Annotated in this window: 21 protein-coding genes and 4 tRNA genes; 19 read left to right on the top strand and 6 right to left on the bottom strand. The window is 70.4% G+C overall.

The window, feature by feature from the left end; all coding sequences use genetic code 11:
- Nucleotides 1-15: 15 nt before the first annotated feature.
- From N799_RS00500 to kdsB, 11 genes are all read left to right on the top strand, one after another.
- Nucleotides 16-801: a succinate dehydrogenase iron-sulfur subunit gene (locus N799_RS00500; protein ID WP_036206263.1), complete on the top strand. Its 786-nt coding sequence runs from the start codon at nt 16-18 to the stop codon at nt 799-801.
- A gap of 3 nt (nt 802-804) precedes the next feature.
- Nucleotides 805-1,065, top strand: a complete 261-nt coding sequence (locus N799_RS00495) for an FAD assembly factor SdhE (RefSeq protein ID WP_036206260.1) — start codon at nt 805-807, stop codon at nt 1,063-1,065.
- Nucleotides 1,031-1,480: a hypothetical protein gene (locus tag N799_RS14145; RefSeq protein WP_238978668.1), complete on the top strand. Its 450-nt coding sequence runs from the start codon at nt 1,031-1,033 to the stop codon at nt 1,478-1,480. Before N799_RS00495 ends, N799_RS14145 begins: the two co-directional genes overlap by 35 nt.
- Nucleotides 1,481-1,498: 18 nt before the next feature.
- Nucleotides 1,499-2,743 (top strand): lipoprotein-releasing ABC transporter permease subunit, encoded by a 1,245-nt coding sequence (locus N799_RS00485; RefSeq protein ID WP_036206257.1) that lies wholly within the window; start codon nt 1,499-1,501, stop codon nt 2,741-2,743.
- Nucleotides 2,736-3,449 carry a lipoprotein-releasing ABC transporter ATP-binding protein LolD gene (lolD, locus tag N799_RS00480; RefSeq protein ID WP_036206254.1) on the top strand — a complete coding sequence of 238 codons (714 nt, stop codon included), beginning with the start codon at nt 2,736-2,738 and terminating at the stop codon, nt 3,447-3,449. Before N799_RS00485 ends, lolD begins: the two co-directional genes overlap by 8 nt.
- Nucleotides 3,450-3,537: 88 nt before the next feature.
- Nucleotides 3,538-5,928: a DNA internalization-related competence protein ComEC/Rec2 gene (locus N799_RS00475; protein WP_052100840.1), complete on the top strand. Its 2,391-nt coding sequence runs from the start codon at nt 3,538-3,540 to the stop codon at nt 5,926-5,928.
- A gap of 25 nt (nt 5,929-5,953) precedes the next feature.
- Nucleotides 5,954-6,616, top strand: coding sequence for a MotA/TolQ/ExbB proton channel family protein (locus N799_RS00470; RefSeq protein ID WP_036206678.1), 663 nt, complete (start codon nt 5,954-5,956; stop codon nt 6,614-6,616).
- 3 nt (nt 6,617-6,619) lie between these two features.
- Nucleotides 6,620-7,057, top strand: a complete 438-nt coding sequence (locus tag N799_RS00465; RefSeq protein ID WP_036206251.1) for an ExbD/TolR family protein — start codon at nt 6,620-6,622, stop codon at nt 7,055-7,057.
- Nucleotides 7,054-8,802, top strand: coding sequence for a lipid A export permease/ATP-binding protein MsbA (gene msbA, locus N799_RS00460; protein WP_036206248.1), 1,749 nt, complete (start codon nt 7,054-7,056; stop codon nt 8,800-8,802). The genes N799_RS00465 and msbA overlap by 4 nt, the downstream gene beginning before the upstream one ends.
- Nucleotides 8,799-9,830 carry a tetraacyldisaccharide 4'-kinase gene (lpxK, locus tag N799_RS00455; RefSeq protein WP_052100838.1) on the top strand — a complete coding sequence of 344 codons (1,032 nt, stop codon included), beginning with the start codon at nt 8,799-8,801 and terminating at the stop codon, nt 9,828-9,830. The genes msbA and lpxK overlap by 4 nt, the downstream gene beginning before the upstream one ends.
- A complete protein-coding gene (kdsB, locus tag N799_RS00450; protein WP_036206244.1) occupies nt 9,817-10,596 on the top strand; it encodes a 3-deoxy-manno-octulosonate cytidylyltransferase in 780 nt (259 codons plus the stop codon). The genes lpxK and kdsB overlap by 14 nt, the downstream gene beginning before the upstream one ends.
- Here the strand turns inward: kdsB and N799_RS00445 are convergent, their stop codons facing one another.
- Nucleotides 10,597-11,886, bottom strand: coding sequence for a DUF445 domain-containing protein (locus tag N799_RS00445; protein WP_052100835.1), 1,290 nt, complete (start codon nt 11,884-11,886; stop codon nt 10,597-10,599).
- 187 nt (nt 11,887-12,073) lie between these two features.
- On the opposite strand from N799_RS00445, the gene uvrC reads away from it, so the two are divergent.
- From uvrC to N799_RS00420, 5 genes are all read left to right on the top strand, one after another.
- Entirely contained in the window at nt 12,074-13,999 is a 1,926-nt protein-coding gene (gene uvrC / locus N799_RS00440; protein ID WP_036206242.1) for an excinuclease ABC subunit UvrC, read from the top strand.
- A complete protein-coding gene (gene pgsA, locus N799_RS00435) occupies nt 13,996-14,562 on the top strand; it encodes a CDP-diacylglycerol--glycerol-3-phosphate 3-phosphatidyltransferase (protein ID WP_036206240.1) in 567 nt (188 codons plus the stop codon). The genes uvrC and pgsA overlap by 4 nt, the downstream gene beginning before the upstream one ends.
- 40 nt (nt 14,563-14,602) lie before the next feature.
- Nucleotides 14,603-14,678, top strand: a tRNA-Gly gene (locus tag N799_RS00430).
- A 125-nt stretch (nt 14,679-14,803) separates the two neighbouring features.
- Nucleotides 14,804-14,877: transfer RNA gene (locus N799_RS00425), tRNA-Cys, on the top strand.
- 48 nt (nt 14,878-14,925) lie between these two features.
- Nucleotides 14,926-15,012 (top strand) — tRNA-Leu (locus tag N799_RS00420).
- 5 nt (nt 15,013-15,017) lie between these two features.
- Here the strand turns inward: N799_RS00420 and N799_RS00415 are convergent.
- Nucleotides 15,018-15,902 (bottom strand): LysR substrate-binding domain-containing protein, encoded by an 885-nt coding sequence (locus N799_RS00415; protein WP_036206238.1) that lies wholly within the window; start codon nt 15,900-15,902, stop codon nt 15,018-15,020.
- Nucleotides 15,903-15,993: 91 nt separating this feature from the next.
- On the opposite strand from N799_RS00415, the gene N799_RS00410 reads away from it, so the two are divergent.
- The 3 genes from N799_RS00410 (at nt 15,994) to N799_RS00400 (ending at nt 20,006) form a co-directional block, all read left to right on the top strand.
- A complete protein-coding gene (locus N799_RS00410; RefSeq protein WP_052100833.1) occupies nt 15,994-17,025 on the top strand; it encodes a YeiH family protein in 1,032 nt (343 codons plus the stop codon).
- Between the two features lie 56 nt (nt 17,026-17,081).
- A complete protein-coding gene (locus N799_RS00405; RefSeq protein WP_036206235.1) occupies nt 17,082-18,305 on the top strand; it encodes a lytic murein transglycosylase in 1,224 nt (407 codons plus the stop codon).
- Nucleotides 18,306-18,380: 75 nt separating this feature from the next.
- Nucleotides 18,381-20,006: an FMN-binding glutamate synthase family protein gene (locus tag N799_RS00400; RefSeq protein WP_036206232.1), complete on the top strand. Its 1,626-nt coding sequence runs from the start codon at nt 18,381-18,383 to the stop codon at nt 20,004-20,006.
- A 6-nt stretch (nt 20,007-20,012) separates the two neighbouring features.
- On the opposite strand, the gene arsC is transcribed toward N799_RS00400, so the two are convergent.
- The 4 genes from arsC to N799_RS00380 form a co-directional block, all read right to left on the bottom strand.
- The gene (gene arsC / locus N799_RS00395; protein WP_036206229.1) at nt 20,013-20,366 is read right to left on the bottom strand and encodes an arsenate reductase (glutaredoxin); all 354 of its coding nucleotides are present in this window, start codon (nt 20,364-20,366) and stop codon (nt 20,013-20,015) included.
- A gap of 68 nt (nt 20,367-20,434) precedes the next feature.
- Nucleotides 20,435-20,509 (bottom strand) — tRNA-Val (locus N799_RS00390).
- A gap of 69 nt (nt 20,510-20,578) precedes the next feature.
- A complete protein-coding gene (locus tag N799_RS00385) occupies nt 20,579-21,547 on the bottom strand; it encodes a restriction endonuclease (RefSeq protein ID WP_036206226.1) in 969 nt (322 codons plus the stop codon).
- Nucleotides 21,548-21,648: 101 nt separating this feature from the next.
- Nucleotides 21,649-21,921, bottom strand: a complete 273-nt coding sequence (locus N799_RS00380) for a polyhydroxyalkanoic acid system family protein (RefSeq protein WP_036206224.1) — start codon at nt 21,919-21,921, stop codon at nt 21,649-21,651.
- Nucleotides 21,922-21,943: the final 22 nt, after the last annotated feature.

Genomic DNA, 21,943 nt, shown 5'->3' with positions numbered 1-21,943 from the left:
AGGCAGGAAACCGAAATGGCCGAATTCGCACTCCCCAAGAACTCGCAGATCCAGAAGGGCCGCCACTGGCCGGCCGAAGGCGCGAAGAACACGCGCACCTTCAAGGTCTACCGCTGGAATCCGGAAGACGGCATGAACCCGCGGGTCGACACCTACGAGGTCGACCTCGACAAGTGCGGCCCGATGGTCCTGGACGCGCTGATCAAGATCAAGAACGAGATCGACCCGACGCTGACCTTCCGCCGGTCCTGCCGCGAGGGCATCTGCGGTTCGTGCGCGATGAACATCGACGGCACCAACACGCTGGCCTGCACCAAGGCGATCGGCGACTGCGGCAAGGCCGACGTGCCGATCTACCCGCTGCCGCACATGGAGGTGGTCAAGGACCTGGTGCCCGACCTGACCCACTTCTACGCACAGTACGCGTCGATCAAGCCGTGGCTGCGCACGCAGAGCCCGGCGCCGTCGGACCGCGAGCGGCTGCAGTCGCCGGAGGACCGCAAGAAGCTCGACGGCCTGTACGAGTGCATCCTGTGCGCATGCTGCTCGACCAGCTGCCCGAGCTACTGGTGGAACGGCGACCGCTACCTCGGCCCGGCGATCCTGCTGCAGGCCTACCGCTGGATCGTGGACAGCCGCGACGAGGACACCGGTTCGCGCCTGGACGACCTCGAGGACCCGTTCAAGCTGTACCGCTGCCACACCATCATGAACTGTGCGCGGACCTGCCCGAAGGGCCTGAACCCGGCAAAGGCGATCGGCGAGATCAAGAAGCTGATGCTGGAACGCCGCGCACTCTGACCGATGGCGGAGCACGCGGACGAGGTCGAGCTGCGCCGGCTGCGCTGGAAATCACGGCGCGGCATGCGCGAACTCGACCGGCTGTTCGAGCGTTATCTTGACCGCGCGTGGCGGCAGGATTCCGACGCCCAGCGCGGAGTTTTCCTACGGCTGCTGGACTGCGAGGACGATAAGCTCTGGCGCTGGTTCATGGGGCATGACACGCCGACCGATGCCGAGCTTGCCGAACTTGTCGGGCGCATCCGCTCGCTGCCTGCACACTGAGGTTCCGACCGCCGCCGCCGCGTTCGCGTGGCGGCCTTCGCGTTGGCTGGTTGCCGCCCTCGTGCTGATGGGTGTGCTGGCAGCGCTTTCGCTGATCGCTTCCGACCTTCGCCCGACCTTCGCCCGCCCGCTGGCACTGTTCGCGGTCGGCTGGGGCGCGGCGCTCGCGTGGCGGGAGTCGCGGCGGCCGAAGACCTGCTTCGTGATCCCGACCGACGGCCAGGTACGGGTCGACGGAGTTGTCGTATCCGCATTCCGCGTCGACTGGCGCGGGACGCTCGCCTTCGCCCGCTGGATCGACTCGGAGGGGCGCACCCAGCGGCGGGTGTGGTGGCCCGACACGCTGCCACGGCACCGCCGGCGTGAACTCCGGCTGGCATTGCCGGTCGAAACAGCCCCGCGTGCAGCGCTTTAGATGGCACCATACCGGGCTATGTTCAAACCCATCCCCGTTGCCATCGGCCTGCGCTACCTGCGCGCCAAGCGCCGCAATGGCTTTATCTCCTTCATCTCGCTGGCATCCATCCTCGGCATCGCGCTGGGCGTGGCGGCGCTGATCACCACTCTGGCGGTGATGACCGGTTTCCAGCGCGAGATCCGCGACCGCATGCTGCAGATGGCCGCCCACGCCACCGTCAGCGCCTACGGCGAGCCGATCAGTGACTGGCAGCGTGCGGTCGACCTGGCACTGGCCGACAAGCGCGTCGCCGGTGCCGCGCCCTACGTCGAGAAGGAAGCCCTGCTCAACGGCGCGCGGCAGCAGCCGGCGTTCGTGCGCGGGGTGATCCCGGCGGACGAGCGCAGCGTGTCGGTACTGGGCGAGAAGATGGTGCAGGGCGAGCTGGAATCGCTCGAGCCCGGCGCGTTCAACATCATCCTCGGCCGCGAGCTGGCGGCGTGGCTCGGCGTCGGCGTCGGCGACGACGTGGTGATGATGCTGGCCGACGCCCGCGGCTCGCCGATCGGTGCACTGCCGCAGTTCAAGCGATTCGTCGTCAGCGGCATCTTCGAGGTCGGCTACAACGAATACGACCGCAGCATGGCCTTCGTCCACATGGACGACCTGCAGCGGGTGCTGCGGATGGGCGACGGCGTGACCGGCGTTCGGCTGAAGCTGCACGACATGAACCTCGCCTGGAACGTCGCGCGCGACCTTGCGGTCGAGCTCGGCGGCCCGTACCAGGTCAGCGACTGGACCACCGACAACGCCAACATGTTCCGGGCGCTGCGGATGGAGAAGACGATGATGGCGATCCTGCTGTCGCTGATCATCGCGATGGGCGCCTTCAACCTGGTGTCGTCGCAGGTGATGCTGGTGACCGACAAACAGGCCGACATCGCGATCCTGCGGACACTGGGCCTCAGCCCGCGTGGAGTGATGACGGTATTCGTGGTGCAGGGCAGCCTGATCGGCGTGATCGGCACGATCCTCGGCGTGGTCGGCGGCATCCTGCTGACGCTCAATCTGGAATCGATCCTGTTCGCGATCGAGAAAGTCTTCGGCATGACCCTGCTGCCCGAGGACGTCTACTACATCACCGGACTGCCGACCGAGCTGAAAGGCAGCGACGTCACCGCGATCGCCGCGGTCGCGCTGCTGATGGCGCTGGTGGCCACGATCTACCCGGCCTGGCGGGCGGCCCGCACGCCGCCGGCGGAGGCGCTGCGCTATGAGTGAACCGTTGACGGCACGCGAGACGGTGCTCAGCTGCGACGCGCTGGGCATGGTGTACGCCGAGGGCAAGCTGCGCACGCCGGTGTTCGATGGCCTGCATCTGGATGTGCGCAAGGGCGAGACGGTCGCGATCCTCGGGGCGTCGGGTGCCGGCAAGAGCACGTTGCTGCATCTGCTTGGTGGGCTCGACACGCCGACCACGGGCGAGGTGTTCGTCGCCGGGCAGAAGATGAGCGCGCTGTCCGACACCGCGCGCGGCGCACTGCGCAACAAGTCGCTGGGTTTCATCTACCAGTTCCACCACCTGCTGCCCGAGTTCACCGCGGTCGAGAACGTGATGCTGCCGGTGCTGCTCAACGGTACCGGCGTGGCGGATGCGCAGGCGCGGGCGCGCGAGCTGCTGGAGGCGGTCGGACTGGGGCACCGGCTCGGCCACAAGCCCGGCGAGCTGTCCGGCGGGGAACGCCAGCGGGCGGCCGTGGCGCGGGCGCTGGTCAACCATCCGGCCTGCGTGCTGGGCGACGAGCCCACCGGCAACCTCGACGAGAAGACCGCGGCGACGGTGTTCGACCTGATGCTCGGGCTCAACCGCGAGCAGCACACCAGCCTGGTGCTGGTGACCCATGACCGCCGGCTTGCGCGGCGCCTCGACCGCGTGCTGGAACTGCACGACGGCAAGCTGCGTGAGCTGGAGCCGAGCGAAGTCTAGACACAGGGATGTAGCCATGGACGAAGCGGCACGGACGCCGCCCGACACCGCCGGCGGGACTCCCGCGCGGGCAACCGCAGTACGCGCGGTGTCGACGCACGACACTTCACACGCCACGGCGCCGTTCGGCATCGCCGTCGCGCTCGCATTGCTGGCGGGCGTTGCCGCGTGCCTGTGGTTGCCGGAGCTGCCGCCGGTCTGGCTGCTGGTGGCGACTCTGCCGGTCGGGTTGCTGGCATGGTGGAAGGGCGGGCGCCTGCGCTGGTCCGGTGCCGCGCTGGCGGGCTTCGCGCTCGCCGGTCTGCATGCCGCCCACGCGCTCGCGCTGCAACTGCCGTCCGACTGGGAGAAGCGCGAAGTCGCCGTCACCGGCTGGGTGGTTGAACTGCCGGAGCACCAGCCGCGGCGTACCTCGTTCGCGTTCCGGGTCGACGACACGGCCGCGCAGCCGGAGCCGCTGCGTGGCCGTCTGCTGAAGCTGTCCTGGTACGACGACTTCGACGGGACGTCGACCGGGCGTGACCGCCTGCGGGCCGGCCAGCGCTGGCAACTGCGGGTGCAGGTCAAGGCACCGCGCGGCCTGCGCAACCCCGGCCGCTTCGACAGCGAGAAGCATGCGATGGCCGACCGCGTCACCGCGGGTGGTCACGTCCGCGAGCCGTTGTCCGCGCAGCTGCAATCCGCGGCGACCGGCATCGATGCCTGGCGCGAGCGGATGTCCGGCCGCATCGCCGCCGCGGTGCCCTCCGATGGCAGCCGGTTCGTCCGGGCGCTGGCGCTTGGCGACACCCGCGGGCTGTCGGATGCCGACTGGATGACGCTGCGGGCCAACGGCCTGACCCACCTGATCGCGATCTCCGGCTTCCACGTCGGGCTGGTGGCCGGCTTCGCCGCGTTGCTGGCGTCGGCGGCGTGGTGGGCGTGGCCGGGGCTCGGCCGGCGCTGCCCACGGCCGGTGGCGATGGCGGTCGTGGGCCTGCTGGGCGCGGCCGGGTACGCCGCCGTCGCCGGGTTCGCGCTGCCGACGGTGCGCACGGTGCTGATGATCGCGGTGGTGGCCGGCGTGCGCGCCGCACGGCGACCGACGTCGACCTTCGAAGCTCTGGCGCTGGCGGCGATCGCGATCCTGCTGGTCGACCCGCTTGCCATCCTTGGCGCGGGGTTCTGGCTGAGCTTCTTCGGTGTCGCCTGGCTGCTGTGGTGCCTGCCGGACGCCGGGCAACGGCCGGTTCGCGACCTGCTGTCGGCGCAGGGCGTGGCGACCGTTGGCCTGTTGCCGCTGGCGGCGGTGCTGTTCGGCGAGGCGTCGCTCGCCGGACCGGTGGCCAACCTGATCGCGGTGCCGTGGTGGAGCCTGGTGGTGGTGCCGCTGTCGCTGCTGGGAACGCTGCTCGAGGCCGTGCATGTGGGCTGGGGCGAGTGGGCGTGGCGATTGGCGACGTGGTGCTTCGAGGCCAGCTGGCCGCTGTTCGAACGCTTCTCGGCCAGCGGGCTGGCATTGTGGTGGTTGCCGGAGCCGCGCTGGTTCGCGCTGCCGCTGGCGGTGCTCGGCGCCTTCTGGCTGCTGTTGCCGCGGGGACTGCCCGGCAAGCCGCTCGCGCTGTTGCTGTGGCTCCCGCTGCTGTGGCCGGACCGGCATCTCCCGGCCAATGGCGAGGCCGAACTGCAGGTGCTGGACGTGGGGCAGGGCATGGCGATCCTGGTCCGCACCGCCAACCACAGCCTGCTGTACGACATGGGGCCCGCCACGCCCGGCTATGACGCCGGCGAGCGCGTGGTCCTGCCGGCGCTGCGGGCGCTGGGCGTGCGCCGGCTGGACCGCGCGGTGGCCAGCCATGGTGACAGCGACCACGCCGGCGGGTTCGATGCGGTGGTAGCCGCGCTCCCTGTCGACCGCACCGATGCGCCGGAGGGCGCGCCGGTCGCGGCCGGCCACCACTGCGTCGCCGGTACCGGCTGGGAGTGGGACGGCGTCGAGTTCCGCTACCTGCATCCGACCCCGTACTTTCCGTACCTCGGAAACGAGGCCAGTTGCGTATTGCGCATCAGCACGGCACACGGGAGCGCATTGCTGACCGGCGACATCGGCGAGGTTGTCGAGCGCGGGCTGGTTCGGCGCGCAACCGGGGACCCCGCGTCCGCGATCGATGCCGACGTCGTGCTGGTCGCGCACCATGGCAGCGGCAGCGCCTCCGACCCGACATTCATTGCCGCGACCAGCGCACGCCACGCGCTGGTGTCGAATGGCCACGGCAACCGTTTCGGCCATCCGAAACCCGACGTGGTGGCGCGCTGGCAGGCCTCCGGCGCCCGGGTCCAAGCCACCGCCGAGGGCGGGGCGCTCACGGTGCGGTTGGCACCCGGCGGGCCGGTGGTCGAAACGCGACGGGACGCACATCCGCGCCTGTGGGACGCCGCCCGCCGCGCCGCGGGCGCATCGGGCACCGCGCAGGCTGGGCTATCCTACCGGCCGGAGTAGATCGGCCGCGGGCCGGAGGTTGTGCGTGCTGGAACTGGTCAAGGCCGGCGGTTGGCCGATGATTCCCCTGCTGGTGCTGACCGTGCTCGCGCTGGCGATCATCCTGGAGCGCGCGTGGACCCTGCGCCGCGCCGCCGTCGCGCCGCCGAGCCTCGGGCAGGAGGTCCGGGCCTGGGCGGCGGGCGGCAAGCTCGACCCCGCCCACATCGACTCCCTGCGCGCCACCTCGCCGCTGGGTGCCCTGCTGGCCGCCGCGCTCGACGTCCGCCACCGCCCGCGAGACCAGATCCGCGAGCGCATCGAGGACGTCGGCCGCCACCTCGTGCACCGCATGGAGCGGTACCTCAACACCCTGGGCACGATTGCCGCCGCCGGTCCGCTGCTCGGCCTGTTCGGCACGGTCGTGGGCATGATCCAGATGTTCCTGGTGATCGGCGAGAGCGGCATCGGCGACGTCAACGAACTGGCCGGCGGCATCGGCAAGGCGCTGGTCTGCACCGCGACCGGCATGATCGTGGCGATCCCGGCGCTGATGGCGCACCGCTGGTTCCGCGGCCGCATCGCCGAGTACATCGTCGACATGGAACACGAGGCCATCCGCCTGCTCGACACCATCGAGCCGGCCGCCGCGTCGGCCGAGGTCGCCGCGGGCAGCCACGGCATCAACCCGCCGGTGAGCGCGAGCTGACCGATGCGCATCCGCGACCACCGCGCCGACGATTCGCCGCAGATCGACCTGGTGCCGATGATCGACGTCATCCTGGTACTGATCATCTTTTTCGTGGTCACCACCACGTTCGACGCGCGCTCGGTGATCAAGCTCGAACTGCCGCGCGCCAGTGGCGAGCAGACCGAGGCGACCGCGCCGCTGATCGTGCTGGTCAACGCCGAGGGTCGTTACTTCGTGGATGACCGCGAGGTGCTGCGGACCGACATCGGCTCGCTCAAGGCGACCATCGCCGAGGTCGCCGGCACCGACCGCGATCGCCCGGTGATGCTGCGCGCCGACGCCCGCACCCCGTACCAGGCGGTGGTGACCGTCTACGACGCGCTCGGCCAGCTCGGCTTCAACCGGGTCATGAGCGCCACCGCGCCGCCGGCCGGCGAGGGCAGCGGGGCGGTTCCGTGAGCCAACCCGCCACGCCGTGGCAGGTCTACCGGCGGCTGCTCGGCTTCGCGCGCCCCTACCGCCCCCTGCTGGCAATCGCCGGCGTCGGCATGCTGGTCGAGGCCGCGTCCGCCGCCGCCTTCACCAAGCTGATGGAGCCGGTGGTGGACGAGACGTTCATCGCCCGCGACAGTGAATTCAGCCTGCTGTTGCCACTGGCCATCGTCGGGCTGTTCGTGCTGCGTGGCATCGCCGGCTACGTCACCGACATCCACATGGCCAAGTCCGGCCGCGGCATCGCCCGCGACCTGCGCGTGCTTGTTCTTGGGAAGTACCTGCGGCTGCCGGGCCTGCGGTTCGACGCCGAGCCGGTGCCTTCGATGCTGGTGCGGCTGGGTTCGGACAGCGACCAGGTCGCACAGGCGGCGATCGATGCGATGAAGGTGATGCTGCAGCAGACGCTGCAGGTGATCGCGATGCTCGGCGTGATGCTGTGGACGAGCTGGCAGGTGACGATCGCGATCCTGATCATGGCGCCGCCGCTGGCGTGGATCATGGACAAAGTCGGCAAGCGCTACAGGCGGATCAGCCACAGGATCCAGGAAAGCGGCGCGGCCCTGATGCAGTCGGCCGACCAGGCGCTGGGCAACCAGCAGGAGGTCAAGGTCTACGGCGCGCAGCAGGTCGAACTGCAGCGCTACGCGGACCAGGCCGACCACCACCTCAAGCTGAGCCTGAAGGTAGAGTCGACCCGCAGCATCTCCTCGGCGATGGTGCAGTTGATGGGCTCGATCGGGCTGGCGCTGCTGCTGTTCTTCGCCGGCCGCGAGGCGATGGCGGGGCGCCTGAGCGCCGGCGGCTTCGTCACCCTGATGATCTCGATGATGGCGATCATCCCGTCGCTCAAGCAGCTGACCAACGTGCAGGGCATGTTGCAGCGCGGTGTCGCCTCGGCCGACCGCCTGTTCGACGTGATCGACGCCGAGGACGAGGCCGATGAAGGCCAGCGTCCGCTGGAGCGCGCGCGTGGCGAGATCGAGTTCCGCGACGTCAGCGCCCGCTACGCGGGGCAGGCCGAGCGGGCGCTGAGCGACATCAGCTTCATAGCGCGGCCGGGCACCGTGACCGCGATCGTCGGCCGTTCGGGCAGTGGCAAGTCGACCCTCATCAAGCTGATCCCGCGTTTCTACGAAATCGAGTCCGGGCAGATCCTGCTCGACGGCCACCCGCTGCGCGACTACCCGCTGGCCGACCTGCGCCGGCAGATCGCGCTGGTCGGGCAGCAGGTGATGCTGTTCGACGGCACGGTCGCGGCCAACGTCGCCTATGGCGAACTCGGACAGGCGACGCCCGACGGCCTGGAGCGCGCGATCCGCGGCGCCAACGCGATGGAGTTCGTCGAGCGCCTGCCCGAGGGCGTCGATACCGGCATCGGCAGCAAGGGCGGGCGGCTGTCCGGCGGCCAGCGCCAGCGCCTCGCGATCGCCCGTGCGATGCTGAAGGACGCGCCGGTGCTGATCCTCGACGAGGCCACCGCCGCGCTCGATACCGAATCCGAACGGCTGGTGCAGGACGCGCTGGAGCGGTTGATGCCCGACCGGACGACGCTGGTGATCGCCCACCGGCTGTCGACGATCGAACACGCCGACCAGGTGCTGGTGCTCGACGAGGGACGCATCGTCGAGCGCGGTACCCATTCCGAGCTGCTGGCGCGCGGCGGGCTGTACGCCCACCTGCACCGCATGCAGTTCCGCGAGGCCCAATGAACCCCGGTCCGACGGCTCCTTCCAGCCGGCGCGAGCACCAGCCGCCGTACTGGTACGGCGAGGCGCCGGTGCCGCTGCATGCGCGGCTGCTGGCGTCGGTGTACGCGCTGGTGACGGGTGTGCGCCGCTGGCTGTACCGCAAGGGCTGGCTCCGCAGCAGCCATCCCGGCGTGCCGGTGATCGTGGTCGGCAACATCACCGCCGGCGGCGCGGGCAAGACCCCGCTGACGATCGCGCTGGTCGAGCGGCTGCGCAGCGAGGGCTGGAACCCGGGCGTCGCCAGCCGCGGCTACGGCCGCGCCGACGTCGCCAACGCGGTGTGGGTCGAGGCCGACACCGCGCCCGCCATCGGTGGCGACGAGCCGGTGCTGATCGCCCGCCGGACCGGCGCCATGCTGCGCGCCGACCGCGACCGCGCCGCCGCCGCGAAGGCGTTGGCCGAGGCCGGCTGCGACATCGTCATCTGCGATGATGGCCTGCAGCACTACCGGCTGGAGCGCGACATCGAGATCGAGGTGGTCGATGGCCGCCGTCGCTACGGCAACGGGCGGCTGCTTCCGGCTGGCCCGCTGCGCGAACTACCCGCGCGCGGCGAAGTGTGCGACTTCCGCGTCATCAACGGCGGCGAGCCCGGCTTCGGCGAATGGCCGATGCGCCTGCTGGCCGACCGCGCGGTGCCGGTGCGCGGCGGCCGCCCGCGGGCGCTTGAGACCTTCGCCGGCCATCGCGTGCATGCGGTCGCCGGCATCGGCAACCCCGAGCGATTCTTCTCGATGCTGCGCGGGCTCGGCATCGCCGTGGTGCCGCACGCGTTCGCCGACCACCACCGCTACCGCGAGTCGGATTTCGAGTTCGGCAGCCCGTTGCCGGTGCTGATGACCGAGAAGGACGCGGTCAAGTGCGCCGCGTTCGCCACCGACGCGTTCCACAGCGTGCCGGTGCAGGCCGCGCTGCCGCAGGGGTTCTGGGTGTCGCTGCTGGACCGGTTGCAGGCGCTCGACCACAATCGCGGCCATGAGCCCGGATGACTTCGTAGTCGCGATTCCCGCCCGCCACGACGCCACGCGCCTGCCGGGCAAGCCGCTGCGGCCGTTGGCCGGCGAGCCGCTGGTGCTGCACGTCGCCCGCCGCGCACTCGCCGCCGGCGCGCGCGAGGTCTGGGTCGCGGCGGACGACGCCCGCATCGCCGACGCGCTGCAGGGCAGCGGTGTGCAGGTCGCGATGACTTCGCCGGCGCATGCGTCCGGCACCGACCGGCTCGCCGAGTGCGCCCGCATCGCCGGCTGGGCCGACGACACGGTGGTGGTCAATCTGCAGGGCGACGAACCGTTCGCGCCGGCCGACGGCATCCGCACCGTTGCCGCGTTGCTGCGCGACAGCGGCGCGGAGATGTCCACCCTGGCGGCGCCGGTCGAAGACGTCGATACGCTGCTCGACCCCAATGCCGTGAAGGTGGTGCGGGCCGACAACGGCGACGCACTGTACTTCAGCCGCGCGCCGGTACCGTGGCCGCGCGACGCGTTCGCGACCGACCGCAGCCGGCTGCCGGAAGGCCACACCTGGCTGCGCCACATCGGCATCTACGGCTACCGCGCAGGCTTCCTGCAGCGGTTCGCCGCGATGCCGCCGGGGCGGCTGGAGCGGGTGGAATCGCTCGAGCAGTTGCGCGTGCTGGAGGCAGGTCACCGGATCGCGGTGGCGCTCACGCCGTCGCCGTTCCCGCCCGGCGTCGACACGCCCGACGACCTCGCCCGGGCCGAAGAACGCATTGCCACGGACCGCACGCGCGGCTGATCAGGCGCCAAGCCGGCCGATCAGCTGCACGACTGCGAACAGCACGCCGCCGATCAGCGCGCCGATCGCGGTGCCGTTGTAGCGGATGTACTGCAGGTCGCTGCCGACGCTGAGTTCCAGCTCGTCGACCAGTTCGCGGGTGTCCCAGCGGCCGACGCGCTCGACGATGAAACCGCGGATGCTGCCACGGTAGCGGTCCACCATCGGTTCGATCGTGTCGCGCAGCCAGCGGTTGATCCAGTCGCGCATGGCCGCGTCGGCGGTGAGCCGATCGCCCAGCAGCAGCGCGACGCCGCCGGCGCGCGCGGCGACTTGCGAGTCGTCCCGGCGCAGGTCCTGCTGCAGCCACGCCAGCACGTCGTCCCACAGGCCGCGGATGTAGCGGGGCAGGGCCGGATCGTCGAGCAGGCGGTCGCGCATGACCGCGACCTTGTGTTGCAGCGCCGGGTCGGTGCGCAGGCGCTCGATGAAGTCGTCCGCGTAGTCGTCGAAGCGCAGGCGCAGGTCGTGCTCCGGATCGGTCGCCATCTCGTTGACGAGGTCGCCGACGCCCGCCACCACGCGTTCGGCCAGCCGCCGCGCCACCGGTTCGTCCAGCCCGGTCAGGCGCAGCACCGACCACAGTTGCGGCGCGATGCGCGCCGCCACGGTTTCCTGCGTGGACGGGTCGGCCAGCACGCCCGCGACGTCCCGCAGCACGCTGTCCAGCAACGCCTGGTGGCGGCGCTGGTGGGTCATCACCTCCAGCACCTGGCCGGCCAGCGCGGCGACGTCCATGCGGCGCAGCTGCTCGCGGGTGAGCCGTTCCAGAAAGCCGTGCAGGCGCTCGCTGTCGAGCATGGCCAGCAGGTGCGGCGACAGGTCGACCACCAGCCGGCCGACCCGCGTGGCGTTCTCCGGCCGATACAGCGCCGCGGCCAGGCGCGTGGCCGGGTCGAATTCGTCCAGCTTGCGCAGCACCTCGCGCGGCTCCAGGAAGTGGTCGCAGATGAAGTCCGCCAGCGCCCGGCCGAGCGCGTCCTTGCGGTTCGGGATGATCGCCGTGTGCGGGATCCAGCGCTGTCCGAGCGGATGGCGGAACAGCGCGACCACCGCGAACCAGTCCGCCAGCCCGCCGATCATCGCCGCTTCGGCCATCGCCACCACCAGGCCGAACGCCCAGTGCGGGTGCCGCACCTCCATCCAGCTGCCGACCACGAACACCAGCGCCGCCAGCACCAGCATCGCCACCGCAATCCGCTTGCAGCGGGCGAGCGCGGCGGCGCGGGGCGAGGTGGCGGGCGACGGCATGCTCCGATGATTGCAGCGGCCGCGCACCCGCGCCAGCCCGGCCTGCCGTGTGAACGCGCACCGCACCGAGGCCCGCCGGCCGATTGCACGGGCGATAATCACCCCCATCCATGGAGCCGATGCCCGCCCGCCACGCCAACACGTCCGTGCCGCCTCCGTGTCCCGGCGGCTGCCGCGGAGGCCATCCGTGAGCGCCGCGCCGCCGTTCGACGGCAAGGCCTTCGCCCGCGCCCTCAGCACCGCGCCGGGTGTCTACCGGATGATCGGCGCCGACGACAACGTGCTGTACGTCGGCAAGGCCAGCGCACTGAAAAACCGGGTATCGAGCTACTTCAACGCGACCCCGAAATCGGCGCGGATCATGGCGATGCTGGCGCAGACGGCGCGGATGGAGGTCACTGTCACCCGTACCGAAGCGGAGGCGCTGATCCTCGAGAACGAGCTGATCAAGTCGCTAAAGCCCCGTTACAACGTGCTGCTGCGCGACGACAAGAGCTATCCCTACGTGCTGCTGACCCAGGAGCAGTGGCCGCGGATCACCATGCATCGCGGGCCGCGATCGGTGCCGGGGCGCTACTTCGGCCCCTACGCCAGTGTCGGCGCCGTGCGCGACACGCTCAACCTGATGCACAAGCTGTTCAAGCTGCGCAGCTGCGAGGACAGCGTGTTCCGCAACCGCAGCCGGCCGTGCCTGCAGTACCAGATCGGTCGCTGCAGCGGGTCCTGCGTCGGCCTGATTTCCGCCCGCGACTACGCCGAGGACGTGCGCCAGGCGACGCTGCTGCTGGAAGGGCGCAGCGACCAGCTCACCGACGAGCTCGGCGCGAAGATGGAGCGGGCCAGCGAACGCCTGGATTTCGAAGAAGCGGCCCGCCTGCGCGACCTGATCGCGTCGATCCGCACCCTGCAGGCCCGCCAGTACGTCGACGGCCGCGCTGCCGACCTCGACGTGCTCGCCGTCGCGATGCAGGGCGCCGCCGCGTGCGTGGTGCTGCTTGCGTTCCGCGACGGCCGCAACCTCGGCACCCGGTCCTTCTTCCCGAAGACCAACGGCAGCGAGAACCCGGACGAGGTGCTGGCCGCGTTCGTGTCGCAGTACTACGGCGAGCAGCTGCCGCCGCGCGAAATCGTTGTCGACCGTGACATCCCGGACCGCGAACTGATCCAGCAGGCGCTGTCGGCCTCGGGCGAGCGACGGGTCGAGATCCGCCACCGTGTGCGTGGAGACCGCGCCGGCTACCTCGACATGGCCCGCCGCAACGCGCAGATCACCCTGGCCAGCGAGCGCACCAGCCACGCCGCCCAGCTCGCCCGCGCCGAAGACCTGCGCGACCTGCTCGGCATGGCCGCGCTGCCGCAGCGCATCGAGTGCTTCGACATCAGCCACACCATGGGCGAGGCGACCGTCGCGTCGTGCGTGGTGTTCGACGCCGAGGGGCCGGTGCGCGGCCAGTACCGGCGCTACAACATCGCCGGCATCGAGCCGGGCGACGACTACGCCGCGATGCACCAGGCGATCAGCCGGCGGTTCAAGCGGGCGGTGGCCTCCGATGCGGTGGACGCCGACGACCCTGCTGCCGCCACCAGTCGCAAGCGCTCCGAGAAAGCCGCCGCGGTGCTGCCCGACATCCTGCTGATCGACGGCGGCGCCGGCCAGGTCGCGCAGGCGAGGGCGGTGCTGGACGAGCTGGGCGTAGAAGGCGTCGCGCTGGTCGGCGTGGCGAAGGGGCCGGCCCGCCGGCCCGGCGACGAGGAACTGCTGCTGCCTGACCGCCGCTGCGTGCGGCCGGGCGCCGGGTCGCCGGCACTGCAACTGGTCCAGCAGGTCCGTGACGAGGCCCACCGCTTCGCCATCACCGGCCATCGCGGGCGCCGCCAGAAGGCGCGCAGCACCAGCCGGCTGGAGGACATCCCCGGCATCGGTCCGCGGCGGCGGGCCAACCTGCTCAAGCATTTCGGTGGACTGGGCGGCCTGAAAGCCGCCGGCATCGAGGAAATATCACGCGTGGACGGGGTCAACGCCGCCCTTGCCGAGCGCATCTATGCGACCCTGCACGGGCTGGAGAACGCCGATGGCGCCCCCCGGGCCAGTGCGACACGGAGCGATGAATGAAGTTGACGGTACCGACCATGCTCACGCTGCTGCGGATCGTGCTGATCCCGGTGCTGGTGCTGGTGTTTTACCTGGAGTTCCGCGGGGCGCACATCGCCGCCGCGGCGATCTTCGCCCTGGCCTCGATCACCGACTGGCTGGATGGCTGGATCGCGCGGCGCTACAACCAGTACTCGGCATTCGGCGAGTTCCTCGACCCGGTCGCCGACAAACTGATGGTGGCCACCGCGCTGATGCTGACCGTCCAGGCGCACCCGACTGTCTGGATGACGCTGTGGGCGGCGGTGATCATCGGCCGCGAGATCGCGGTGTCTGCTTTGCGCGAGTGGATGGCCGAGCTGGGCCAGCGCGCGAAGGTGAAAGTGGCCTCGATCGGCAAGATCAAGACCATCGTCCAGATGGTCGCGCTGGTGTGCCTGCTGTACCAGCAGGACTTCCTCGGCCTGCCGGTCTTCGTCATCGGCGAGTGGCTGCTGGCCGCCGCCGCGCTGCTGACGCTGTGGTCCGGATTCGCCTACCTGCACGCGGCGTGGCCGTCGCTGAAGGAAGATGCGAAAAACTAGTTGACACTTCTGCGTCCATGCCTAAAATGGCGGCTCCTCAGCGGGAATAGCTCAGTTGGTAGAGCACGACCTTGCCAAGGTCGGGGTCGCGAGTTCGAGTCTCGTTTCCCGCTCCAGATTTCGCCCTCCGGTCCGCCGGAGGGGTTTTCGAAACAAACCCCGTTCGCGGGGTTTTGTTTTTTCCAGAGGCTGCTTCGTGCAGCCGGCACCACAAGCGGTATGCTTGCGGTGCGCGTCATCCGGCCGGGTGGCAGAGTGGTTATGCAGCGGACTGCAAATCCGCGTACGCCGGTTCAATTCCGACCTCGGCCTCCATCTTCAAACCGCGCCCCGGCGCGGTTTTTCTTTTGTCGCGACCCATCGGCCCGGATGGCGAAACTGGTAGACGCAAGGGACTTAAAATCCCTCGGCCGCAAGGTCATGTCGGTTCGATCCCGACTCCGGGCACCACGCACTCAGGCGCGTTCGCGCCGTACGCTTTGCAGGAACGCCTGCAACAGCCGTCCGCGATGGCGCCGGCGGTGCAGTACCAGGCTCAGTTCGCGCTGCAGCGACAGGAACGGCGTGTGCAGCACCGCGATCCGCCCCGCCTCGCGCGCCGGTTCGACCGCCACCTGCGGCAGCAATGCCAGCCCGAGCCCGGCGATGACGGCCTGCTTGATCGCCTCGCTCTGGCCGAGTTCCAGCACCGTTTCACCCGCCGGAAGCGAGGCGAGCATGCGCTCGGCCTGTCCGCGGGTGGCAGAACCCGCCTCGCGCAGGATCCATCGCGCACCGGCGAAGTCCTCCGGGCGCAGGCGCTTGCGCGTGGCCAGGCGATGGCCGGGCGGGGCGCAGACGCAGAGTGCGTCCTTGCGCCAAGGCAGCAGTTCGAGCTCGGGATGCGCGGCCGGCCCCTCGATGCAGCCCAGGTCGAGGCTGTAGTCCAGCATGCCGGCGAGGATGGCGGCGCTGTTGTCCACGTGCAGGCGCAGCGACACCCGCGGATGCGTGGCCACGAAGTCACCCAGCAGGTCGCCCACGAGGTAATTGCCGATGGTGTTGCTGGCGCCGAGGCGGAGGTCCCCAGAGAGTTGCCCGGGCGACTCGGCCGCGCCGAACTCGCGCAGCCGCTCGAGGATCTCCTGCGCCTGTGGCAGCAGTCGCTTGCCGTGGGCGTTGAGGTGCAGCCGTCGCTGCACGCGGTCGAACACCCGACGCCCCAGCAGGCGCTCCAGTTCCGACAGGCCCATGCTCACTGCCGGCTGGCTCAGGTGAAGCTGGCCGGCCGCGCCGCGCACGCTGCCGGCGACGGCAACGGCGACGAATATCTCGAGCTGGCGGGGGCTGACGCCGATCATCAGGTTATTTGATCATGCCGCTAAGTAATATCAACTGTACTGAGGAGGCGGCAACGCGGAGCATGCACGCCACCCGCCGTCCCCGACCGCCATGCCCCAGACCGTCGCCTCCCGCCTGATCCCCGAGTCCCTGCGTCCCGGGCCGCGCCTGCTGCCGGGCCTCGCGCTCGCGCTCGCGCTGGGGCTTGCCGGGCTGTGGCTGGCCGACCTGCCGTGGCTGGCGCGCTGGCAGCTGAGCGCGCTGACCTGCGCGATCGTGCTTGGCCTGCTGGTCGGCAACGTGTTGGGTGCGCGGCTGCCGGCCAGCCTCGGTCCCGGGCTGCACCTGTCTCAGCGACAACTGCTGCGTGCGGGCGTGGTGCTGTACGGGTTGCGATTGAGCTTCCAGGACATCGCAGCGATCGGCGTTGCCGGGCTGCTGGTCGACCTGGTGGTGGTCGTCTCGACCCTGCTGTTGGGCACCTGGGCGGGGCGCCGCTGGTTCGGGCTGGACCGCCACACGGCGATGCTGACCGCGGCCGGCAGTGCGATCTGTGGCGCGGCCGCGGTGCTGGCGGTGGAGCGCGTGATCCGCGCCGAACCGAGCAAGGTCGCCATCGCGGTGGCGACGGTGGTGCTGTTCGGCACGCTCAACATCTTCCTGTATCCGGCGCTGTATCCGCACATCGGGCTCGACCCGGCGGCGTTCGGCCTGTACGCCGGCGCGACCGTGCACGAGGTGGCGCAGGTGGTGGCGGTCGGCAGCGCGGTCAGCCCGGAGACCGCCGACGCCGCGGTGATCGTCAAGCTGACCCGCGTGCTGCTGCTGGTGCCGGTGCTGCTGGCGCTCGGCTGGCACGAGGCGCGCGCCAACGGTGGCGAGCGGGCGATGGTGATCCCGTGGTTCGCGCTGGGCTTCCTCGCCGTCGTCGCATTCAACTCGCTGGTGGAGCTGCCGCCGTCGTGGAAGTCGGCGCTGCTGACGCTGGACACGCTGCTGCTGGCCACCGCGATGGCCGCGCTGGGCGTGGAGACGCGCGTCGCCAAGCTGCGTGCGCTCGGGCCGCGGCCGCTGCTGCTGGCCGGCGTGCTGTTCCTGTGGCTCAGCGTGGGCGGCTACCTGCTGGTCCGCGCGGCTACCTGACCGCGGCCACGCCCCGACCACGGCGCCGTCACGACGGGGGTCGATAAGGTTCGGCCATGCTTCCGAACCTGCTCGCCATCGCCATGGCCGCGGCGCCGCAGGCTGCCACGGTGCCTCCCTACGACGCAGCCGCCTACGACCGCTGCCTGGACAGCCTCGAGACCCGGGCGAGCCGCGAGGGTATCGACCGGGCGCTGTTCAACCGGCACGTGCGCGACGTGGTGCCCGATACCACGGTGCTGCGGCTGCTTGACGCGCAGCCGGAGTTCAGGACGCCGATCTGGGACTACCTGGCCGGACTGGTCGACCAGGAGCGCGTCGCCGATGGCAAGGCCATGCTCGAGCAGCACGCGGCCACGCTGGAGCGTGTACGCAAGGCCTACGGCGTCGACCCGGCCACGGTGGTCGCGGTCTGGGGCGTGGAGAGCGACTTCGGCGACACCTTCGGCAAGCGGCCGCTGCTGCAGTCGCTGTCGACACTGTCATGCATGGGACGGCGGCAGGATTTCTTCCGCGACGAGCTGTTCGCGACGCTGCGCATCATCCGCGACGGCGACGTCGCGCCCGAGCGGCTGGTCGGCTCGTGGGCCGGCGCTTTCGGCCACACCCAGTTCATCCCGTCGACCTACCGCCGCCTTGCGGTGGACTTCGACGGTGACGGCCGGCGCGACCTGGTCGGCAGCATCCCCGACGCGCTGGCGTCGACCGCCAACTACCTGAAGCGTGCCGGCTGGCAGACCGGCAACCCGTGGGGTTACGAGGTCGCGGTGCCGCGCGGCTATGCCGGCCCGAGCGGACGCACCCATCGCCGGCCGCTGTCGCACTGGGTCGGGCAGGGCATCACCCGCGTCGACGGCAGCGCGATCGCGCCGGATGCGAGGCGCACGGCGCTGGTGATGCCGGCGGGCAGGGACGGGCCGGCCTTCCTGGTGTTCCGCAATTTCGACGCGATCTATTCGTACAACGCCGCCGAGAGCTACGCGTTCGCGATCGCGCTGCTTTCCGATCGCTTGCGCGGACAGGGCGGACTGGTGCGCGACTGGCCGACCGACGACCCGGGCCTGTCGCGACGGGAGCGGCGCGAGCTGCAACGGATCCTGCTGCAGCGCGGGCACGACATCGGCGAGGTGGACGGCATCATCGGTGCCGGTTCGCGTGCCGCGATCAGGGTCGAACAGCAACGACTGGGCCGCACCGTCGACGGACGCGCGAGCCAGGGGCTGCTGGCCGCGCTGCGCGAAGCGACGCCGGCCACGCCGGTCGACACCGACGGCCAATAGGCGCGGCGCACCCACCATCCCGGCCGGGCTCGGGGGGCGCGGTTATCCTTGGGTGTCCGGTCCACGGGAGATTCCATGTCGCGTTATGCCCTCTACATCGCCGCGCTCGCCCTGACGCTGCTGCCGGCGCTGATGACGCTCGTGCTGGATCGCGACTGGATGTGGCTGCTCCTCGTGTCCGGCGCGCTGGCCGCACTGGGCACCTGGGACCTGCTGCAGACGCGCAGCACGCTGCGTCGCAACTACCCGCTGCTGGCGCACTTCCGCTACGGGCTGGAGTCGATCGGCCCGGAAATGCGGCAGTACTTCATCCAGGCCGACACCGCGGAGGTACCGTTCTCGCGGCTGCAGCGCGCACTGGTCTACCAGCGCTCCAAGTCGGTGATCGACACCCGTCCGTTCGGCACCCTGCAGGACGTCTACGGCCCGGATTACGAGTGGATCAACCATTCGATGGTGCCGAGCCAGCACGTCGACCCGGACTTCCGGGTGCTGGTCGGCGAGAACACAGCGCAGCCGTACTCGGCGAGCGTGTTCAACATCTCGGCGATGAGCTTCGGTTCGCTGTCGGCCAACGCGATCCGCGCGCTCAACAAGGGCGCGAAGGCGGGCGGCTTCTACCACGACACCGGCGAGGGTTCGATTTCGCCGTACCACCGCGAACACGGCGGCGACCTGGTGTGGGAGATCGGTTCGGGCTACTTCGGTTGCCGCGACCACGAGGGCAACTTCAGCGTCGAGCGCTTCGTCGAGAACGCCATCGACCCGCAGGTCAAGATGATCGAGGTGAAGCTGTCGCAGGGCGCCAAGCCGGGCCACGGCGGGGTGCTGCCGGCGCCCAAGGTCAGCCCCGAGATCGCGGTGACCCGCGGTGTGCCGCCGGGCGTGGAGTGCGTGTCGCCGGCGCAGCACAGCGCGTTCTCGACACCGGTCGGGCTGCTCGAGTTCGTTGCCCGCTTGCGTGAGCTTTCCGGCGGCAAGCCGACCGGCTTCAAGCTTGCGATCGGCCACCCTTGGGAGTGGTTCGGCATCGCCAAGGCGATGAAGGAAACCGGGATCCTGCCGGACTTCATCGTGGTCGACGGCGCCGAGGGCGGTACCGGCGCATCGCCGGCGGAATTCATCGACCACGTCGGCGTGCCGATGCACGAGGCGCTGATGCTGGTTCACAACACCCTGGTCGGGCTGGAACTGCGCGACAATCTGCGGCTGGCGTCGGCCGGCAAGATCACCAGCGCGTTCGACATCGCGCGCACGCTGGCGATGGGCGCGGACTGGTGCAACGCGGGGCGCGGCTTCATGTTCGCGGTCGGCTGCATCCAGGCCCAGGCCTGCCACACCGACCATTGCCCGACCGGCGTCGCCACCCAGGACCCGCGCCGCTGGCGTGGGCTGGACGTCACCGACAAGGCGGTGCGCGTCCACAACTTCCACCACAACACGGTGCGGGCGCTGCGCGACCTGATCTGCGCGGCCGGCCTGGAGCACCCGCGCGAGATCGGTCCCGAACACATCATGCGTCGGGTGACGCCGACCGAGGTGCGCTCGCTGGCGGCGCTGTTCCGCTTCCTCGAGCCGGGCGAGCTGCTCGCGGGCATCCCGGAGCACTCGGTGTTCAAGGCGTTCTGGGCGAGTGCGCGCAGCGACTCGTTCTGCGCGCCCGAGCGGGTACGCCGGATGCGGCAGAGCAAGTCGTTCTGAGGCGACTCAGTCGAGCAGTTCGAGCACGCGTTCCGGCGGGCGGCCGATCACGGCGCGACCGCCGTGGACGAAGACCGGGCGCTCGATCAACCGGGGGTGCGTCGCCATCGCGGCGATGATCCGCTCGTCCGTCAGTGCCGGGTCGTCGAGCCCGAGTTCGGCGTATTCGCTTTCGCCGGTGCGCAGCAGCGTGCGCGCCGGCAGGCCGAGCATCGCGACCAGTTGTCGCAGTTCGTCTTCTGTCGGCGGCGTGTCGAGGTAGGCGACGATCTGCGGCTCGATGCCGCGTTCGCGCAGCAGCTCCAACGCACCTCGCGACTTGGAGCAGCGGGGGTTGTGGTACAGGCGGGTGGGGTGCATGCCAATGCTCCTGACAGGTCCGTGCCGCGGGCACAAAAAAGCCGGCGCGGGGCCGGCTCCGGTACTGCTGGTGGGCGGTGCAGGGATCGAACCTGCGACCCTTGCCGTGTGAAGGCAATGCTCTACCGCTGAGCTAACCGCCCGAATACTGCGTTACTGCTGGGCCGCGCAGTTTACTGGCCGCCACGGTCGCCGGCAAGCCTCCAAACGCCTCAATAGGGTCGGCACTGCATGAAGCGCACCGGCTGGCCGGTGGACGGCGCCGGCTGCAGCTGCACGCGGGATGCGCCCAGTGCCTGGCTGCGCTCCATCACGCTGCAGATCCCGTCGATGTGGGCCTCGGTGGCATCGGGCATCAGCTGCACCACCAGGGTGGACCGGGTCGCCCAGCCTGCCTCGATGACGCCTGGCAGAGCGCCCACGTCGCGCTCGATCCGGGCGCGCTGCTCGTCTTCGCTGAGCTGTTCGGCCGGTGCGTCCGGGGTCGCCGCCGGTGCGGAGGTCGCGGCCGGTACATCGGCGGTGGCTGCGGGTGAGGCCGGTTGCGGGGTGGCTGCGGACGGGGCGGAAACGCTTGCATCGGGCGTGGCGTGCCGCGCCAGCAACAGGGCGAGCGCCAGGCCCAGCACCAGCGCCGCGATCCACGCGAGCACCATCGCCCGCCACATCCGGCGCCGCGCACCGGCAACGAGGTCCTTGTGCACGCTCGGCGGCAGCAGCGGGTCGATCAGCGTCCACAGCATCGGGCCATCGAGCAGCTCGATGCCGCCGGCGTTGCGGCGCGCATCCGGCTCGATCCGGCCGAGCGTCGCGAGGATGCCGCCGCTGGCACCGCTGGCGCGCACCGCCTGCCGCAGGTCTTCGACCATCGTGCGGTCGATGCGGTAGTCGACACCCTGCTTGCAGGTCAGCAACCAGGTCTGGTCGTCGCGGTTGAGCAGGAGGTCGGCCTTCTGCCCGCGGTCGGCCGCCGGTTCCAGCCGGCTGGCCTCGAAGCCCTGCGCCTGCAGCGCTTCGATCACGAACCGCGAGAACTCGCGCCAGCGCATCGCCGCCAGCGTCTTCAGGCCGGCTTCCACCACCCAGCGCCGGCATTGCACGCGCCACAGCCAGGCGCTTGCGGCCGCGCCGAGGAGGAGGGCGATCACCAGCATGGTCACGACGAAGGGGATGGTCGGCATTCCCTGGTTCTACCTGTGGGCCGGAAGGTCCGCGCAATATACGTGCGGCACCGGCAACGCGAAGTGAGGTGCGGCACGTCCCGGCAAGTTGCCGGTAGTGCTCAGAACCGCTCGTCGAGGATGCGGCGGATCTCCGCCTCGATCGGGCCCTTCATCGCGCCCAGCAGGAAGCCCAGCTGCGCGGTGACGTGCAACTGCCCCGGCAACAGCGCGATGCGCCCGTCGACACCGGTGCGGGTGAAATCGAGGATGTCGCCGTTCCAGCGGCACTCCATGCCGAACCGGTCGACGAGTTTGTCGGCCACGTCCTGCACCGCCTGCCGCGCGTGCGCGGGGGGCAGGGTGTGCGGATGCTGGATGTCGATGCTTGCCATGGGCGCCTCCTTTGGACGGCCC

Source organism: Lysobacter arseniciresistens ZS79, assembly GCF_000768335.1.
GTDB classification, from domain to species: domain Bacteria; phylum Pseudomonadota; class Gammaproteobacteria; order Xanthomonadales; family Xanthomonadaceae; genus Novilysobacter; species Novilysobacter arseniciresistens.
This window is presented reverse-complemented; position numbering and strand designations above follow the sequence as displayed.